Raw genomic sequence first — 18,708 nt, 5'->3', positions numbered from 1 at the left:
TGGCCACACCCCGCAGGGCGCAAGGCGAAACCACTTGAGCGGCGCAAGCCCGTGCCCTAGACCACGGCGCAAAGGAGACTGACCATGAGCCTCAACACCTTCGGCCACTTGTTCCGCGTCACAACTTGGGGCGAAAGCCACGGTCCCGCGCTTGGCGCGACCGTCGATGGCGTGCCGCCGGGGATCAATGTCGACGAGGCGATGCTTCAAAATTGGTTGGACAAGCGCAAGCCGGGCCAGAACAAATACACCACGCAACGGCGAGAGCCGGACGCCGTGAAAATCCTCTCGGGCGTCTTTGAAGGCCAGACCACCGGCACGTCGGTTCAGCTGATGATTGAGAATACAGATCAAAGGTCCAAGGATTACGGCGATATCGCGGAGAAGTTCCGCCCAGGTCACGCCGATATCACCTATTTTCAGAAATATGGCGTCAGGGATTATCGCGGCGGCGGTCGGTCTTCGGCACGGGAAACCGCCGCACGGGTCGCTGCTGGAGGGATCGCTCGGGCAGCCTTGAACACCTTGATGCCTGGGGTCGAGATTACTGGGTACATGACCCAAATCGGGCCTCACAAAATCGACCGAAACCGGTTCGACTGGGACGAGATTTCAGAGAACCCATTCTGGACGCCGGATGCAGTCTCCGCCGAAGTTTGGGCCGGCTACCTTGATGACCTGCGCAAGTCAGGCAACTCAGTTGGCGCTGTTGTCGAAGTGGTCGCACGCGGCGTACCAGCGGGCCTCGGCGCGCCAATATATGGCAAGCTCGACACGGACCTCGCAGCAGCGATGATGTCGATCAACGCGGTCAAAGGCGTTGAGATTGGCGAAGGCATGGCTGCAGCAGAGTTAACGGGCGAAGATAACGCTGACGAAATTTTCCTCGGGAATGATGGCCAGCCGGTGTACTCATCGAACCATGCGGGGGGCGTTCTTGGCGGTATTTCCACCGGACAGGATGTAGTTGTACGCTTTGCGGTAAAGCCGACTTCCTCGATTCTGCGGCCTCGGCAGACGATTACCAAGACAGGCCAGGCCACCGAAATAATTACCAAAGGTCGCCACGATCCCTGTGTCGGTATTCGTGCTGTCCCAGTGGGCGAAGCCATGATGGCCTGCGTTCTTCTGGATCACCTCTTGCTGCACCGTGGTCAGGTCGGGGACGCGGGCGGCACGATCGGCTGATCAAAAATCAGCCCACTCTCCGCCCCCTTGCCCTACTGGCGCGGGCGCGTTTACGGCCCTTTTTGCGCCCGCCGGGTCAGGCGACGCTTTAGCCGGGGCCGGTGAAGTGTCCCATCCGTCATCATTTTTTGCAGCCGGTGCCGAGGGTTTGGCCGCCGGCTTTGGTGGCGCGGTGGCAGGCACGGTTTTCTCGAAGTCGCCAAATAATTCCGGGACGCCGTGCACTTGGGATGGATCCAGGCGGACAATTTGCGCCCCTCCGGTGAATTGCGTGAGCACATCGGCAAGCCGCGTCGCCTCGACCGTCAACTGCTGGCTTGCGGTGCTGGTTTCGCCAACCATTGCGGCATTCTGCTGCGTGACCTTGTCCAGTTCTGCGATGCCCAAGTTGATTTCTTCGACGCCGCCCGCTTGTTCTTTGGAAAGCGTTGCGATGCCTGAAACCATCTCCGACACTTCGGTCACGTTTGCCACGATTGCAGTCAAGGTTTCGCTGGTCTTCTGCACCAGCTTTTCGCCATCTTCCACTTGCGCCACGCTGTTCAAGACCAAAGATTTGATCTGGTTCGCAGATTCCGAGGCTCGCTGCGCAAGCCCGCGGACCTCGGAGGCCACAACAGAGAAGCCCTTGCCTGATTCACCGGCCCGCGCAGCTTCGACCCCAGCGTTGAGAGCCAGCAAATTGGTTTGAAAGGCGATGTCGTCAATAACGCCAATGATCTGACTGATCTGCTCGGAAGACTTGGCAATCGAGCTCATCGCTTCAAGCGCGCGTGTCATAACTTCGCCGCCTTGCTCCGCTTGCCTCCGCCCGTCCACGACCTTGACGTCGGCCTCTTGGGCACGAGCAGAAGCGGTTTTCACGCCGACCGCGAGCATATCCAGAGCCGCAGCCGACTGTTCCAGCGTTGCGGCCTGTGTCTCGGCCCGGCGGGCCATCTCATCGGACATGCCAGAGAGTTCGGCAGCGTTTGACTGCACGGTTTCCGTGCTGGTGCGTAGCGACTCGACAAGATGCTCCAGTGCGCCGGCCAACTCGTTGAAATCGCTGCTCAACTGGACGTAGCTAGGCCCAAGACCCGTCCAGCTTTCACTGTCTATGCGCGCATCCAGCGTGCCTTTGCGAAGCTGGCTCATGGCAGACCCCAAAGTTTGGAACAATTCAATCCGACGGGTGTTCTCATCCGCAGCGGCCTGCTCCGCCTCGGCGCCCACGCTAAGTTTAGCACGTAGCGTTTCCAACCCGCGCGCCATAGAACCGATTTCATCACCGCGTGTCGTGCCACTTGGCGGCTGGCTGTAGTCGCCGTCTCCCAGCGTCTGGACCGTTTGGGCCGCCTGCCGGATCGGTCGTGACAAAAGACTGCCAAATACAAACGCCAAACCAAAAGCCAGCAAAATTACCACGCCGTTAGAGACCAGAAGCAAAGTTTCACCATCCGCGATCTGGCGCCTGGCAGCCTGTGAGATTGCGCTGAACTCGGCCTGCTTGATCTCCTGAAGTGCGTTTACCCCATCCCTTAATATGGCGAAGTCTGGCAGATATTCTCTGTCCACTATCACTTTGCGATCAAACAGCATGAGCCCTTCGAGCGTTTGAGAACGCGCCGCAAGATCATCGCTAAAGGCTTTTAGATCCAGAACTGAGGTCCGAACCTCCGATCCTTCAGGAAGCAGCGAGTAAGCAACTTCGAGCTCAGTCGAAATCTCTGCAAGGTTGCCCATAAGCGACCCGTGCGCCTCGTCCCGCCCAGCAGCAAAGGACAGCAGATCACCGATCCCTTGCTCAACGTCTTCCTTTACCGCGTTGAGGCTCTCGAACTGTTTTACAAACTGTTCATACTCGCGAAAGACACGTGCCGTGCTTTCGTTGGTCGTCCAAGATAAGGCCGATACTGTCACGAGGCACAAAATGAATGTGCACGCAAAAAATAGCACCTGAATTCGGATCGAGAACTTGCTCATGTCTTGCCTCAGCGTTGTTCAGCGAGGACACTAGCGACCGTTGGTAAAGAACATCTAGAAACGCCGCAAAAACTTCATCGAATTTGGCACACTTTACCTTTTGGCGGAGGTTTCCACTGTCGCGGGCAAACGCGCAAGTTGCACCATTAGAATGCCCGCTGCGATCACGGCCACGCCCACCATATCGAGCACCCTCAGTTCCTCGCCAAGCAAAACGGCCGCGATGGCGACGCCGAAGAACGGGTTTAGAAAATGGAATGTCGCACCACGCACGGCTCCGATCCGGTCCACGAGACGCACCCAGACAAAGGTTGCGGCCAGCCCCGGTATCAACGTCGTGTAGGCAAAAGCGGCAGTCAGACGTGGCGTCCAGGTCACGTCCCAGGTTTCCAAAATCAGCGCGGGGCCCCAAAGCGCGGCAGAGCCCACCAGCATTTGCAGGCCGACCACCATCATGAAATTCCCACCCGAGGTCGCCCCGCGCAGCGACAAGGTCGCGATCGAAAGCGCCAAAACACCGCCAACGCACAGCGCCACCCCATACACATCCATCCCGCCGCCGAAACGCGCGCCCATGATCAACACAACGCCACCAAGGCCCGCCAACAGGCCCACCGCCGCTTGCACCACGAGTTTTTCCTTGAAGACGGCCCACCCCACCAGCGCCACAACCAGCGGCATGGTCGAGGCAACGATGGCGGCCAGGGAGGCCTCAATCGTTTGCATGGCAACGAAATTCAGACCCAGATACAAAGCGTTCTGACACACGCCAAATATGATCGTCGCGCGCCACTGTGTCCGCGTCAGCCGCCAGCTTTGCCCCAGCGCCAACGCAATCCCCACAGCCAAAACCCCGGAGATCAGGAAACGCAGCGCCAGCGCGCTGAGCGGTGGCGCCTCTGCCACGATGATCCGCGCCGAGGTGAAGGCCGAGGACCACATCACAGCGAAGGCCAGGCCCATCAAAATTGATCTTATATCCATGCCAGGTGTTTAGGCCTCCAAGACAATCAAGGGAAGCACTGGCCATCTGTTTTCTCATGACCCCATGACCAAAAAAGCCCCGTCTGCACGAGGGCAGACGGGGTCAGGTGTGGTGCCCGAGCGCAGCACATGGCTCAGGGCACCGGCGGTGTTCTTAATTGGTGTAACTGTAGGATGGATCCAGACGCGGTCGGTGGCCCGACAGGACTCTGGTCACTGCATGTCGGCGCGGATCTGTTGGCGCAGCACGTCGATAGGCACAACCTTGCCCTCGCGCTTGAAGTGCCAATACGTCCAGCCGTTGCAAGAGGGCGCACCTTCAAGCTTGGCCCCCACCTGGTGAATGGAGCCGGTGATGCCATCGCCCACCAGCGTGCCGTCGGCGCGAACCTTGGCCATCTGGCCGCGTGCATTCATCAACATCTCGCCGGGGCGCAGCATGCCACGCTCGACCAGCTGACCAAAGGGCACACGCGGTTCGGCACGCTTGGATGTGCTGACCTGCAAGGCGGAATTGTCGTAGGGGCGAATGTCGGCGATGCGCTTTTCGGCAACCTTGCGATAGGCGTCCTCGCGCTCGATGCCAATGAAATCACGGCCCAACATCTTGGCCACAGCGCCGGTGGTTCCGGTGCCAAAGAAGGGGTCAAGCACGACGTCGCCGGGATTGGTCGAACCGACGATAACGCGGTGCAACAGGGACTGGGGCTTTTGCGTCGGGTGGGCCTTGTCGCCGTTATCATCCTTCAGGCGCTCGCCGCCGTTGCAGATCGGCAGAACCCAATCGGAGCGCATCTGCACACCTTCATTCAGAGCTTTCAGCGCCTCATAGTTGAAGGTGTATTTTGCGCCCTCGGCTTTCGACGCCCAGATCATCGTCTCATGCGCGTTCGTGAACCGCTTGCCGCGAAAATTCGGCATGGGGTTCGACTTGCGCCAGACCACATCGTTCAGGATCCAATAGCCGGCGTCCTGTAGCGCAGCCCCAACCCGGAAAATATTATGATAGCTGCCGATCACCCAGATCGCCCCGTCGGGCTTGAGCAACCGGCGCGCCGCTTTCAGCCAGTCTCGGGTAAAGCTGTCGTAGGCGGCAAAACTGTTGAACTGGTCCCAATGGTCATCAACCGCGTCGACCTTGGAGTTATCAGGCCGATGAAGATCACCCCTCAACTGAAGGTTGTAGGGCGGATCGGCAAAGATCAAATCCACCGAGCATTCCGGCAAACTGTTCATCATCTCGATGCAGTCGCCAGACATAATTGTATTGATCGGGAGCGCTGGAGCGCTCTTCGCACGTGTCATCGTCGTCATACTCTGCCTCTGTCCCGGCGTGTTTTCACGCTCGTTCGTTGGCTCTAAATCTGATTCGAAAAGGATTCATGGTCAATTATTTTAGTTTAACAAAGGGTTGCTAATTCATCTTGTCACAAGATATCGCGTATCGGCTTGAACGAACGTCTATGGAGAGGGGTGACCCCAAGATTTCGGAGGGCAGATTTGTGACACTTTGTGGGATAGCCTGCGTTTGTTTCCCAACCATATCCTGGCCACTGTGTCGCGGCCTCCTTCATGACATTATCTCGCCAGATTTTTGCCACAATTGAAGCCGCCGCGATGGAAGGTGATTTACCATCCCCGCCCACGACAGCCGTCGCCCCACACGGGAAACCATCAGGAATCCGATTTCCGTCGACGAGAACGTGATCCGGCTGAACCGAAAGCCCGTCAACTGCACGTTGCATGGCGAGCAAGCTCGCTTGCAGGATATTGATGGCATCTATCTCTTCGACCGTGGCCATGCCGATCGAGACGCGGGCCGACTGCCACAACAGCGGCGCAAGAAATTCACGCCGCTTGATTGATAGTTTTTTTGAATCGTTCAGCCCCTCCGGGACCGAGTCGCGGTTCAGTATCACTGCTGCGGCCACAACGGGGCCTGCCAGCGGGCCGCGACCGACTTCATCCACACCAGCCACATGGCGCATGCCTTGGGCCCACAGGCGCTCTTCAAACATCATATCCATAGAGGGGTTAACACCGATTCTCTGTTTGCCGACAACCGCCACGGAGGGGCAAACAGTGTTTGCGTTGGTCTCCTCCCATCCTTAACGGGTCTTGGCGCAGACATTCATGCCTGACTGTGCGGTTGTCGCGCTCACTGTCGGCGTTTTGCTGTGGCTGGCCCGGCTACGCGGCCGAACGCGATGCCATCCCCAAGCAGATCTCCATGAGGCCCCTCGACCGGATTTTATTTGCGCCTCAGTCAGTCCGGCACATCCCTGTTCGGCGTTTGCGCGGCTTGCGACCCAGCTCCGGCTCTGGGGCACAGTCGTTCCAATAGATGGGTCTATGGCATCAATGACCCGGGCGTTCCGGACCAGCCATTCTATCCAAGCACACTGCCCCCAAGCCCACTGTGAGCGAGCATACGACGAGCGGCATGAGCTTCTGGCGCAGGGGCCGCGCCGCCGACCTGTGACCGTTACGAACGCCTCGCAACAGACTGGTGTGAGTCACGTGAGATTTTGCGCAGGAAGTTTGAGGTCACCTGATCCTTGAACAGCTTCTGCATTCACAGACTCACCTCTATATGTGGAATGCATCATGGGATCGGCATGGAGCCTTATGGCAGGTTCAACGAGAAACCCACCGAAACGCTAGACCACCGCGCCAATCAGGGACAGCACGGCCACCTCTGGCAGCACGTCGTGGCGCGCGATCCACATGTCCAGGCGCGCACGTTCCTCTGCGGACAGCTGCAACAGAATGGGACGCGCAGGACCGGGTCGCACTTCTTTTTGCCACTGCACGCCCTTGTCCATGGCCTGGCGCAACGCCTGCCGGGCGAGGTAGGCCAGCGGCAAGTGCTGTTGCGTGGTTTTGACAAGACGCCGACGCAAATCGTCGGGCAGGTGCAATTCCAGTGCTTTCCTTCCGTCTCTGCGACTCATGCGGCCTCCACTTGCGACGAGCGTAAGGGTATCGAAGGTCTTATGAACACGCGAGACTCAATTACGGTGCATCCAGTACAACTTGTGCAAGCGACAAATGCAACAAAGGGGCCCGAAGGCCCCTTTGCGCTTACGCGTAGGTAAAACGTCCCGTCAGGGCGTCTTACATCATGCCGCCCATGCCGCCCATGTCGGGCATGCCGCCACCGGCGCCTGCACCGTCTTTGGCCGGCTTGTCAGCCACCATCGCTTCGGTGGTGATCAGCAAGCCTGCAACCGAGGATGCATCTTCCAGAGCGGTACGGACAACTTTCGCCGGGTCGATCACGCCGAATGCGAACATGTCGCCGTATTCGCCGGTCTGAGCGTTGTAGCCGAACTTCAGGTCGCTGGATTCGCGAACCTTGCCTGCGACGACGGACCCGTCGACACCAGCGTTGGATGCGATCTGACGCAGCGGTGCTTCCAGCGCGGCGCGGATGATGGCGATACCACGATCCTGGTCAGCGTTGTCGCCTTTCAGGCCGTCGAGCGCCTTGGCACCCTGTACCAGAGCAACACCGCCACCAACGACGACGCCTTCTTGTACGGCAGCGCGAGTCGCGTTCAGAGCATCGTCCACACGGTCCTTACGCTCTTTCACTTCGACTTCGGTCATGCCGCCGACGCGGATCACGGCAACACCGCCTGCCAGCTTGGCAACACGTTCCTGCAGCTTCTCACGGTCGTAATCGGACGTGGTCTCTTCGATCTGCGTACGGATCTGGGAAACACGCGCTTCGATTTCCGCCTTCTCGCCATGGCCGTCCACGATGGTGGTTTCGTCCTTGGTGATTGTGACGGTCTTGGCGGTGCCGAGCATGTCCATGGTGACATTCTCGAGCTTCATGCCCAGATCCTCGGAGATCACCTGGCCGCCGGTCAGGATCGCGATGTCCTGCAGCATGGCCTTGCGACGGTCACCAAAGCCCGGTGCCTTGACGGCTGCGATCTTCAGGCCGCCACGCAGCTTGTTGACCACGAGGGTCGCCAGCGCTTCGCCTTCGACGTCTTCTGCAATGATCAGCAGCGGCTTTTGCGACTGGATCACCTGCTCGAGCAGCGGAACCAGCGGCTGGAGCGAAGAGAGCTTCTTCTCGTGCAGCAGGATCATGCAGTCATCCAGCTCGGCAATCATCTTGTCCGGGTTGGTGACGAAGTAAGGGGACAGGTAGCCGCGGTCGAACTGCATACCTTCGACGACATCGGTCTCGGTCTCAAGGCCTTTGTTCTCTTCGACGGTAATAACGCCTTCGTTGCCGACTTTCTGCATCGCGTCTGCGATCTGGCGACCGATTTCAGCTTCGCCGTTGGCGGAGATGGTGCCAACCTGGGCAACTTCGTCGGAATTCTCGACGGTGCGCGCTGCGTCCTTGATCGCCTGCACAACCTTGGCTGTCGCCTGGTCAATGCCGCGCTTCAGGTCCATCGGGTTCATGCCAGCTGCAACAGCTTTCAGGCCTTCTTTGACGATGGCTTGAGCAAGAACGGTCGCGGTGGTGGTGCCGTCGCCGGCTTCGTCGTTGGTGCGGGAAGCAACTTCCTTCACCATCTGTGCGCCCATGTTCTCGAACTTGTCTTCCAGCTCGATCTCTTTGGCGACAGAGACGCCGTCTTTCGTAATGCGCGGTGCGCCGAAGGACTTGTCCAGAACCACGTTACGGCCTTTGGGGCCAAGGGTGACTTTAACTGCGTCGGCGAGAATGTTCACGCCACGAAGCATCTTGTTGCGGGCGTCGGTATCGAACTTTACGTCTTTTGCAGACATGTGTGTTCTCCTTGATACGTATTCGGTTTGCGTAGATCGGGACGGGCCCCGACCCTCTTCGAGAAAAGCGCGGGCGCCTCAGTGGGCGCCGCCGCCTCAGCTGATAATGCCGAGGATGTCGCCTTCCTTCATGATCAGCAGCTCGTCACCTTCGACGGTAACCTCGGTGCCGGACCATTTGCCGAAGAGGACTTTGTCACCTTCGCTCACAGCCATTTCGATCAGCTCGCCGCTGTCTTTGCGAGCGCCTTCGCCACACGCGACGACCACGCCTTCTGCCGGTTTTTCTTTGGCGCTGTCGGGAATGATCAGCCCACCGGTCGTTTTTTCATCGCTTTCGGTGCGACGAACAAGCACGCGGTCATGAAGCGGTTTGAATGCCATCTCTGAAGTCTCCTGACTCAAAGTTAGAACTGTGGCCCCTCGTCATCGAGCGAGCCGTTATCACTCATCCGCGGAGAGTGCTAACGATGCAGGAGGTAAGGATCGTAGGTGAGTCTGTCAACAAGCACGTATAAAAATTTGTGCCCATCTTCGGTCTTCGGTCTTCGACGAGAGGTGGGGTCTTCTGCGCCGCTGTAAACCCGGGGCGGGGAAATTCCGCCTACCCAATGGCGTCACACAACAGAAACAAAACTGTCACGGGACCGAAACACCGGTGCCATATCCACGCATCAACCGCCAAACGACGGAGTGCTGCAGTGTGACCGACCGGACGATTTTCCTCTCCGATGTGCATCTGGGCACGCGGGGCTGTCGCGCGCAGTTGCTGGTGGATTTCCTCGCCAAACACGATGCAAAGACGCTCTACCTCGTGGGCGATATCGTCGACGGCTGGAAGCTGCGGCGCGGCTGGCATTGGCCAGAGGACCATAACGCCGTCATTCAGGCGATCCTTGAAAAGGCACGGTCCGGCACGCGGGTGATCTTTATCCCCGGAAATCATGATGAGGTGTTCCGCGACTACATCGGCCTGCACCTTGGCGGGATCGAGGTGATGCGCAGGGCCGATTTCACCTCCGCCACGGGCAAGCGATACCTCGTGACCCACGGCGATGAGTTCGACGCTGTGGTCGCCAATGCCAAATGGCTCGCCTACCTCGGCGACCGCGTCTACGGCACGCTGATCTGGCTGAACCCGCGCATAAACCAGTTTCGCAGACTTTGGACCCATCGGTATTGGTCCTTGTCCAAGTGGTCGAAGGCGCAGGTGAAACAAGCGGTGAACTTCATCGGGAAGTACGAAGAGGCCCTTTCGGAATCCGCCCGACAAAAGGGGTATGACGGCGTGATCTGCGGCCATATCCACCATGCCGAAATCCGCCAGATCGGCGCGGTGCATTATATCAACACCGGCGACTGGGTCGAAAGCTGCACCGCCGTCATCGAAAACGACGCGGGCGAGATGCGGCTGGTGGATTGGGAAGCGCGCAAGAACCGCGCCTTTGCCATCGAACGTCTCCAGCGCCGCCGCAGCCGCAGCGCGACCGATCGGCACACCCCGGCCCGCCTGCGCACCTCATTTGAACAGGATGCCCAATGACTGACACCACGGGAACGCTCATCGGTGCAGCCGTCCACGACAATGCTGAGCGCCCAAGCCTTGGCGAAAGGGTTTTTGCCCGCCTGTTTCACGGGTTGGTCTATGCGCAAATCTGGGAAGACCCCGTTTGCGACATGGACGCGCTGGACCTACGGCCAGAGGACCACATCACCTGCATCGCCTCGGGCGGCTGCAACATGATGAGCTATCTCACCACGCGCCCCGCCGTGATCACCGCCGTCGATCTGTCGCCTTGGCACGTGCGCCTGAACCGGCTCAAATTGACAGCCGCGCAGGCCCTGCCCGATCACGCCAGCTTTTACGACCTGTTCGGACATGCCGACAGGCCCTCGAACAACGCGCTGTTCGACCGCTATCTCTTGCCGCAGATGAGTGCAGAGGACCGCGCCTTTTGGACCTCCGGTCAAGCCCGCCAGCCGCGCAAGACCATGTTCGCGCGCAGTTTCTACAGGTTCGGGGCGCTCGGCGGCTTCATTGCCATGCTGCACCACATCTGCCGCCTGTCGGGGGTCCGGTTCGATGCCCTTCTGGGCGCGCAAAGCCTCGACGAACAACGCGCCTTCTTTGATCAGCACATCGCGCCCCTGTTCGACACATGGGTGGTCAAGGCGGTCGCCCGCCAGCGGTCGTCGCTCTTTGGTCTGGGCATCCCGCCCGCGCAGTATGACAAACTCGCCGCCGATGCGGACGGCGATATCCTTCGCGTGCTCCGGGACCGCACGCGCAAACTGTTCTGCGACTTTCCGATTTCGGACAACTACTTTGCGTGGCAGGCAGCCAATCGTGGCTACAAGGGCGACGGCACCGGCCCTGTGCCGCCCTATCTTGAGGCACGTCACTTTGACACCCTGCGCGAGATGGCCCCGCGCGTGAGCGTTCTGAACCGCTCCATCACAAAGGTTCTCGCAGACGCCCCCGCCGCCTCACGCTCCGTTTACGTGCTGCTCGACGCCCAGGACTGGATGAGTGACGCGCAGCTTTCGGCGCTTTGGCAAGAGATCACGCGCACCGCCCGCCCCGGCGCCCGCGTGTTGTTCAGAACCGGCGGCGCGGCAAACATCCTGCCGGGTCGCGTCCCGGCGGATCTGCTTGATCAATGGCGCTATGACGAAGACGCCTCCACCCATGCCTTTGCGACCGATCGGTCGGCCATTTATGGCGGCGTTCACCTCTATCGAAAGGTCTGAGCCATGAGCCACATCGCCGATCACGGCCAGCTGATGGACAATACATACCGCACCCAGCGGCTGTTTTACGATGCGACCCGCAAATATTACCTGCTGGGTCGAGACCACCTGTTAGACCAGATGCAGGTCTCGCCCGATGATCGCATTCTGGAGGTCGCATGCGGCACCGGGCGCAACCTCGCCGTCATGAAGCAGCGCCACCCGCACGCACGTCTGTACGGCTTGGATATCTCGCAGCAAATGCTCCGCTCCGCCAGGCGCAAGCTGGGGCTGAAGGCCAGGCTGGCTCGTGCGGATGCATGTGCATTTGATCCGCAGACGCTGTTCGATGTGCCCAGCTTTGACCACATCGTGTTCAGCTACAGCCTGTCGATGATCCCGGACTGGCAGGGGGCGCTGGACGAGGCCGCGCGTCACCTCGCGCCCGGTGGCACATTGCATATCATTGATTTCGGCGACCAGGGCGCATTGCCTCGCTGGACAAAACGCGGCTTGCGGGCGTGGCTTGCCCGCTTTCACGTCACGCCGCGCGATGCCCTGCCAATCGCCTTGCAAAACCTGCCACGTCACGGCGGCGTTTTGCTGCAAGACGGGCTGTTCCGCCGCTACGCCTATTACGCGCGTCTGGAACGACGCACCTGACCATCGGTGCGTTACAGACGGTCTGGCGCGCTATGTCTGCGCGGGTTTCAGCAAAGAAACGCTGCCCGCCCGTGAACAGGCTGCATACGCTCGACCCGATGCAGAGCCGCGAAAGCAGGTTGCAGATCTCAGGCTGCAATATCCCACCCGTCATCAACCATGTGACGTTGCGCGATGCCGGATCCTGAGGCAAAGCGCTCAATGAGGAAAACTGCAACATGAGCAAGCGTTGCCCGAAAAGGATCCGTAAAGGACCCGCTTGATATAGGAAAACCGTTGCCCCGTCCCGGCGCACCGGCCTAGCCTGACCCCACGTGTGACCGGCAGGAGGCCCCATGAAACTCGGAATTATCGGAGCCGGCATGGTCGGCTCGGCGGCCGCCTTTTCCTGTGTCATGCGCGGCGCAGCCTCGCGCATCGTGCTTGTAGATCTCAACGAGGCCCGCGCCCGCGCCGAGGCAGAAGACATTGCACATGCCGTGCCCTTTGGCGCTGCGGTGCAGATCGACGCCGGAACCTACGCCGACCTAAGCGGTGCGGGTGTGGTGATCCTCGCCTGTGGCGTCTCACAAAAACCCGGTGAGACGCGACTGGAGTTGTTGTCTCGCAATGCCGAGGTGTTCTGCACCGTCGTCGCCGAGGTCACACGCCATGCGCCAGATGCAATCTTGCTCGTGGCCTCCAATCCCGTCGACATCATGGGGCAGGTCACACAGGCGCTGTCCGGTTTGCCGAAAGCAAGGGTGATCGGCTCTGGCACGATCCTGGACACCGCAAGATTTCGCTGGCTGTTGGGTCGGCACCTTGGCATCGCACCGCGCTCCGTCCATGCCTACGTCCTGGGGGAGCACGGTGACAGCGAGGTTCTGGCATGGTCCGCCGCGCGCGCTGGCTCCGTCAGTCTCGAAAGCTTCGCCGCGCAGATGCGCAGCCCTCTGACCGACGCCGCCCGCGCCGAGATCGACGCCGGCGTGCGCCGCGCCGCCTACACGATCATCGAGGGCAAAGGCGCCACATGGTATGGCATCGGGGCCGGGTTGGCCCGCATCGTGGCCGCGATTTCTGCCGATGAACAGGCTGTGCTGACCGTCTCCACCGTGTCTGACGTTCTTGGCGTTAAAGATGTGGCCTGTTCACTGCCCCGCGTCGTGGGCCGCGAGGGCGTCAGCGCCGAACTGATGCCCGACCTGTCACGACCCGAGCGGGAGGCGCTGGCCACCTCGGCCGGGCTGCTCAAGGACAGCTTTGACAAGCTTGGTCTTTGACCGCGCGGCCCGTCCCACTCTGACGCAAGTGCAGCACCAAAGCGATGGCAGCGCCGGCGGTCAGCAAAGCCGCCGCGTCCCAAAGCCTGCGCATCGCAGGGATCTTTGAAACCCGCGGTCATCCTTGAAATCCACGCGCCATGGCGTCGAACCTGTCGGATGATATGGGTCACAAGGCTCCGTCGCAAAATAGATTGGCACAGAGCACGTCTTCACGCTGCGTGCCTTGGGCACAAATATGCAGCCCGCAAGCTTTTGCTTGAAAGGTCATGGGCGCTGACCTACCCTGAAGTGACCCAACCGCGAGTTCCCCATGACAACCCTGCACGCGACGCCGATCCACACCGCGCCCGGCTCCAGCGCGCCGGATAACCTGCGCGGCCTCGTGCTTATGGCGCTGGGCTTTTTCGCCTTTGCAGCCTGCGATGTGCAGGCCAAGTACCTCGCAGACAGCTTTCACCCGGCGCAGGTGGTCTGGTTCCGCCAGATCGGCCTGTTCCTTGGGGTGGTGGTGCTGATCGCGATCAAGGGCACGCATTTGCTGCGCTCTCGCTTGCCCGGCATTCAGATCACACGCGGCGTGACGGCGGTTATTTCGGGGCTCTGTTTTGTATTGGCCGTGCGCAGCGTGCCCTTGGCCGATGCCGTGGCCGTGACCTTTATCGCGCCGTTCATCGTCACGCTGCTCAGCGCCCTTTTCCTGCGCGAACCTGTGGGCCCGCGCCGTTGGGCGGCCGTGGCGGTAGGGTTCGCGGGCATGCTGGTCGTGATCCGCCCGGGCTTTGGCGTCTTCGACCCTGCGATCTTTTTCGTTGTCGGCGCGGCCTGTTTTTTCTCGATGCGCCAGGTCTTGTCCCGCAGCCTTGCCGGAGCCGACAGCGTGTCGACCACAGTGGCCTATACCTCTATCACTGCAACGCTTTTGCTGTCGCTGTCACTGCCATTCGTGTGGACCACGCCGCAGACGCTACAGCTGTGGGCCGTGATCGTCGGACTCACGGCGACAGCCGGTTTGGGCGAAATCCTGGTGATCCGCGCGCTGGACATTGCACAGGCCAGCGTGGTCGCGCCCATGCAGTATTCGCTGATCATCTGGAGCACCTTTTACGGCTTCGTCGTGTTCGGCGACTTGCCGGATCACTGGACGTTCGTGGGCTGCGCGATCATCGTGGCCTCCGGCCTCTATACCCTGCACCGAGAGCGCCTGAACGCCCGCGCCGCCAAGCAGCAAGCTCAGGCCGACACGGCCAAAGCACCGGCCTAAATCACTCCGCCTCGGCGGGATCTTCCCAGGAATGCGCCCAATGCGTCAGACCCGCGTGGCCCGCATCATTCAGCGCGTAGACCCCCACCGACACCTTGTCGAACCAGCCGTAATGGTTGTCGCGCATAACCTGCGTCGCGCGCGTGATGCGGGTCGCTTTGGCCACGTCACGCCCTCGGGACGGTCCCTGCTCCGCCAAATAGGCCGCGCAGGCCAGAGCATCCTGTCGGTAGGCGGTCACGATGCCGTGCCGCGTGGCGCCACCCTCGTTCGGATCACCACGCAGGGCGTGGAATTCGCGCAGCAGCCGCGCGGTCTTGGCCTTTGTCTGGCGGGGTTTGAAAGGACCCGGATCGCACAACACCTCCACCCGGCCATCCGCCAACACAACGATGAACCCAAGTCCCAGACGCCGACACATGGTCAGGTTGTCCTTCAGCGCACGTCGCGCCATTTTACCGGTCGGCTTCGGCACCGCGATGTAGACGTGATCGGTCAGCCGCAGCCGCGTACAGGCCTGATGATACAGCGACAAGGTGATGCGCAGCTTCAGCTCAACGATCACCGGCGCATCATCACCGCGCACGCCAACCATGTCCGCCGCGCCGACCTCGCCCTTCACCATGTAACCCTGCTTTTCCAGCAGCGCCTTCACCGGTGCATATAATTCACTTTCCCGCTCCATGCGCCTGTTGTTTCCCGCCCATGCGCCCTTGTCCAGCCTTCCCATTCCAGAGAGAGTGCACCCAACTCAAGGAGCCTGTATGACACGTCTTTTTTCCCTGTTGCTGGGCGTATGCCTCGCCACATCCGTTCAGGCGCAATGCAACGGTGTCTCGCTCGCCGAAGGGCTGACCGAGGCAGAGCGCGCCGCCGTCAATGCTCAACTGGACGGGCTTCCCTATGCCACAGGCAACCACTGGATTGCCCGAAAGGACGACGAAGAACTGCACCTGATCGGCACCGTTCACTTGTCGGACGCGCGCCTTGATGGCCCGACCGAGCGCCTGTCGCCCATCGTGGCCGATGCCGCGCTCCTCATGCTCGAAATGAACGCCGAGGACATGGACGTGATGCAGCAGGAGATCACCACCGATCCGGCGATCTTCATGTTGTCTGACGGCAGCCTGCCCGACCTCATGCCCGAGCAGGACTGGGCCAAGCTCTCCGAGGCGATGGAAGCGCGCGGAATGCCCCCTTTCATCGGCGCAAGGATGCAGCCATGGTATGTGTCCATGCTGCTGTCCGTCCCGGCCTGCATGGCCGCACAGTTGGAGCAACAGGACGGGCTGGATGCGCGCCTCGAAGATGCGGCCGAGGCCGCTGGCGTGCCAACGATGTCGCTGGAACCCTATGACACCGGGCTGCGTCTTTTTGCCGAAATCCCCATGGACATCCAGCTTTCGATGATCCGCGCGGCGCTGGCCCCGCCGGACGTGAACGAAGACCTGTTCGAGACGCTTCTAAGCTACTATTTCGCCGAGGATCACGCCGAAGGTCAGCTGGTGCTCGAGGCCGTCTCAGCCCGTCTGACGGCGCTTGATCCGGAGGAGAACGAGACCGTCTTTCGCGCCATGGACGATGCGCTGATCGTTCAGCGCAACAGCAATTGGCTGTCGGTGCTGTTGAGCGCGCTGGACGACACCGAAGGCCCCGTTGTGGCGGCCTTCGGCGCGGCGCACCTGTCAGGGGAGAACGGCGTGCTCGCGCTGCTCGAAGGCGAAGGGTTCGCTCTCGAACGCGCTCCGTTCTGACCCATGTGCAGGTCGGGGCGATTGCGCGCCCCGACCCGTTCGATCAAGCGGCCAGCCCACGGCCTTTCAGCAGCGCATCCACGCCGGGCATCCGGCCACGGAACTTGGTATACAGCACCTCCGCCTCCACCGAACCGCCTTTGGACAGGATGAATTCCTCCAGCCGCTCCGCCATTTGGGCATCAAACGCGCCGCCCGCTTCCTCGAAGGCGGCAAAGGCATCGGCGTCCATGACCTCTGACCACATGTAGCTGTAATAGCCGCTGGAATATCCGTCGCCCGCGAACACATGCGCGAACTGCGGCGTGGCGTGGCGCATGACAATGGCGCGCGGCAGCCCCATGTTTTCCAGCACCTCAGCCTGCTTCTGCATCGGATCGGCTGGGGCCGGACCGCTGTGGAATTCCAGATCGACCATGGCCGAGGCCACGTATTCCACCGTCTGGAACCCCATGTCGTAGGTCGCCGCCGCCAGCACCTTGTCCAGCAGATCCTGCGGCATCGCTTCGCCGGTCTCGTAATGCGTGGCGTATGTCGACAGCACCTCCGGCACTTCCAGCCAATGCTCGTAGAGCTGGCTCGGCAGCTCCACGAAGTCGCGCGCGACCGAGGTGCCCGAGACCATCTCGTAGGTCACATCCGACAGCATCTGGTGCAGCGCATGGCCGAATTCATGAAACAGGGTGCGCGCGTCGTCATAGGACAACAGCGCCGGATTGCCTTTGGCGAAGTTACAGACGTTCACCACGATCGGGATCTGCACATCCGGGAACTTGCGCTGCGCCCGCATCGCCGAACACCAGGCGCCGGACCGTTTCGACCCTCGCGCAAAGTAGTCACCGATGAACACAGCCACGGTCTCGCCGTCCCGCTTCACTTCCCACGCCCGGCAGTCCGGATGATACAGCGGCACATCCAGCGGCGCAAAGCTCAGGCCGAACAGCCGTTCCGAACAGGCAAAAGCCGCTTCGATCATCTTCTCAAGCTGAAAATACGGTTTGACCGCGCCCTCATCCAGATCGTGCTCCGCCTGCCGCCGCTTTTCCGCATAGTAGCGCCAATCCCACGGTTCCAACGGACCCTCGATGCCGTCGGCGTGCAGCATCTCTTCCAGCACGGACTGATCGGCCAACGCGGCCGCCTTTGCCGGGGTCCAGACCTGCATCAGCAGATCGCGCACCGACCCCGCATCGCCAGCCATTTCGGTTTCCAGCTTGTAGGAGGCGAAATCCGCGTAGCCCAGCAGCTCCGCCCGCTCCTGCCGCAGCTTCAGCGTCTCGGCGGCGATATCGCGGTTGTCGGTCTTGCCCCCGTTTGCGCCGCGCGCGGCCCAGGCGGCAAAGGCCTTCTGCCGCAAATCCCGGCGCGGGCTGAACTGCAAGAATGGCGTGATGACCGAACGTGACAGTGTCACACACGGCCCAAGGTCACGCTCCTCACCCGCGCCCCGCAGGGCGGAGATGACAAAACCCGGCAGCCCCTCCATATCCGCCTCGGACAGCTCCATGAACCAGGACCGTTCGTCCGCCAAAAGATTTTGCGTAAACGCCGTGCCAAGCTCTGCCAGCCGCCCTTTGACGGCGGTCATACGCGCGCCGTCGTCCCCGTCCAAAGCCGCTCCCGCCCGCACGAAATTGCGGTGCATCAACATCAGCACGCGCGCCTGCTCCGGCGTCAGTTCAAGCGTCTCACGCGCCTCCCAGACGGTTTGGATACGCCGGAACAGCGCCTGATTGGAGTAAATCGCAGAGGAATGCGCCGACAGCTTGGGCGCGATGTCGCGCATCAGGGCCTCTCGCGCGTCATTGCTGTCCGCGCCCGCGACGCTGTAGAAGGTGCCCGCCACCTGATCCAATGCTGCGCCTGTGCGCATCATCCCTTCGATGGTGTTTTCAAAGGTCGGCGGCTCCGTGCTGTTGGCGACCTTTTCGACCTCGCCCAGATCCTCGGCCATGGCGGCCTCAAAGGCAGGGGCGAAATCATCGTCGGAAATCCGGTCGAACGGCGCGAGGCCGAAGGGCGTATCCCAGTCGGCAAGCAGGATGTTGGTCATGAAGCGTCTCCAATAGGCTTGTCCTGAAGCTAAGCTTCAATCCAACCCGCTTCAATCGTACGAGACGCTTTCTTCCCGGCT

General features: G+C 60.9%; 16 protein-coding genes. 7 read left to right on the top strand and 9 right to left on the bottom strand.

All coding sequences use genetic code 11. The features are described 5' to 3' along the window. Nucleotides 1-84 precede the first annotated feature (84 nt). Nucleotides 85-1,188, top strand: a complete 1,104-nt coding sequence (gene aroC, locus J4E08_RS06795; protein WP_349537832.1) for a chorismate synthase — start codon at nt 85-87, stop codon at nt 1,186-1,188. Here the strand turns inward: aroC and J4E08_RS06790 are convergent, their stop codons facing one another. From J4E08_RS06790 to J4E08_RS06760, 7 genes are all read right to left on the bottom strand, one after another. Next, nucleotides 1,189-3,153 (bottom strand): methyl-accepting chemotaxis protein, encoded by a 1,965-nt coding sequence (locus tag J4E08_RS06790; protein ID WP_349537831.1) that lies wholly within the window; start codon nt 3,151-3,153, stop codon nt 1,189-1,191. Between the two features lie 93 nt (nt 3,154-3,246). Continuing rightward, the gene (locus J4E08_RS06785; protein ID WP_349537830.1) at nt 3,247-4,137 is read right to left on the bottom strand and encodes a DMT family transporter; all 891 of its coding nucleotides are present in this window, start codon (nt 4,135-4,137) and stop codon (nt 3,247-3,249) included. 213 nt (nt 4,138-4,350) lie between these two features. Further along, a complete protein-coding gene (locus tag J4E08_RS06780; protein ID WP_349537829.1) occupies nt 4,351-5,451 on the bottom strand; it encodes a site-specific DNA-methyltransferase in 1,101 nt (366 codons plus the stop codon). A gap of 113 nt (nt 5,452-5,564) precedes the next feature. Then, nucleotides 5,565-6,164, bottom strand: coding sequence for a ribonuclease HII (gene rnhB, locus J4E08_RS06775; protein WP_349537828.1), 600 nt, complete (start codon nt 6,162-6,164; stop codon nt 5,565-5,567). Nucleotides 6,165-6,797: 633 nt separating this feature from the next. Further along, entirely contained in the window at nt 6,798-7,091 is a 294-nt protein-coding gene (locus tag J4E08_RS06770; RefSeq protein ID WP_349537827.1) for a hypothetical protein, read from the bottom strand. Nucleotides 7,092-7,254: 163 nt separating this feature from the next. Continuing rightward, on the bottom strand, nt 7,255-8,898 hold the full coding sequence (gene groL, locus J4E08_RS06765) for a chaperonin GroEL (protein ID WP_349537826.1): 1,644 nt from the start codon (nt 8,896-8,898) through the stop codon (nt 7,255-7,257). Between the two features lie 96 nt (nt 8,899-8,994). Next, nucleotides 8,995-9,282: a co-chaperone GroES gene (locus tag J4E08_RS06760; protein ID WP_183962776.1), complete on the bottom strand. Its 288-nt coding sequence runs from the start codon at nt 9,280-9,282 to the stop codon at nt 8,995-8,997. 319 nt (nt 9,283-9,601) lie between these two features. Between J4E08_RS06760 and J4E08_RS06755 the strand changes: the two genes are divergently transcribed. From J4E08_RS06755 to J4E08_RS06735, 5 genes are all read left to right on the top strand, one after another. Beyond that, the gene (locus J4E08_RS06755; protein ID WP_349537825.1) at nt 9,602-10,441 is read left to right on the top strand and encodes a UDP-2,3-diacylglucosamine diphosphatase; all 840 of its coding nucleotides are present in this window, start codon (nt 9,602-9,604) and stop codon (nt 10,439-10,441) included. Beyond that, nucleotides 10,438-11,649, top strand: a complete 1,212-nt coding sequence (locus J4E08_RS06750) for a BtaA family protein (RefSeq protein WP_349537824.1) — start codon at nt 10,438-10,440, stop codon at nt 11,647-11,649. The genes J4E08_RS06755 and J4E08_RS06750 overlap by 4 nt, the downstream gene beginning before the upstream one ends. Nucleotides 11,650-11,652: 3 nt before the next feature. Next, a complete protein-coding gene (locus J4E08_RS06745) occupies nt 11,653-12,291 on the top strand; it encodes a class I SAM-dependent methyltransferase (protein ID WP_183962773.1) in 639 nt (212 codons plus the stop codon). 335 nt (nt 12,292-12,626) lie between these two features. Beyond that, entirely contained in the window at nt 12,627-13,556 is a 930-nt protein-coding gene (locus tag J4E08_RS06740) for an L-lactate dehydrogenase (protein ID WP_349537823.1), read from the top strand. A 313-nt stretch (nt 13,557-13,869) separates the two neighbouring features. After that, on the top strand, nt 13,870-14,820 hold the full coding sequence (locus J4E08_RS06735) for a DMT family transporter (protein WP_349537822.1): 951 nt from the start codon (nt 13,870-13,872) through the stop codon (nt 14,818-14,820). A gap of 1 nt (nt 14,821) precedes the next feature. Here the strand turns inward: J4E08_RS06735 and J4E08_RS06730 are convergent, their stop codons facing one another. Continuing rightward, a complete protein-coding gene (locus J4E08_RS06730) occupies nt 14,822-15,505 on the bottom strand; it encodes a DUF2161 domain-containing phosphodiesterase (protein ID WP_349537821.1) in 684 nt (227 codons plus the stop codon). Between the two features lie 79 nt (nt 15,506-15,584). On the opposite strand from J4E08_RS06730, the gene J4E08_RS06725 reads away from it, so the two are divergent. Then, complete coding sequence (locus J4E08_RS06725; protein ID WP_349537820.1) at nt 15,585-16,574, top strand: TraB/GumN family protein; 990 nt, start codon at nt 15,585-15,587, stop codon at nt 16,572-16,574. A 43-nt stretch (nt 16,575-16,617) separates the two neighbouring features. Here J4E08_RS06725 and J4E08_RS06720 read toward each other — a convergent pair whose 3' ends face one another. Beyond that, the gene (locus tag J4E08_RS06720; protein WP_349537819.1) at nt 16,618-18,627 is read right to left on the bottom strand and encodes a M3 family metallopeptidase; all 2,010 of its coding nucleotides are present in this window, start codon (nt 18,625-18,627) and stop codon (nt 16,618-16,620) included. Between the last annotated feature and the right edge of the window lie 81 nt (nt 18,628-18,708).

This window comes from Sagittula sp. NFXS13 (assembly GCF_040148795.1).
In the GTDB taxonomy this organism is placed as follows: Bacteria; Pseudomonadota; Alphaproteobacteria; order Rhodobacterales; family Rhodobacteraceae; genus Sagittula; species Sagittula marina.
The sequence above is the reverse complement of the archived record's forward strand: the minus strand, read 5'-3'. Positions and strand labels throughout refer to the sequence as shown.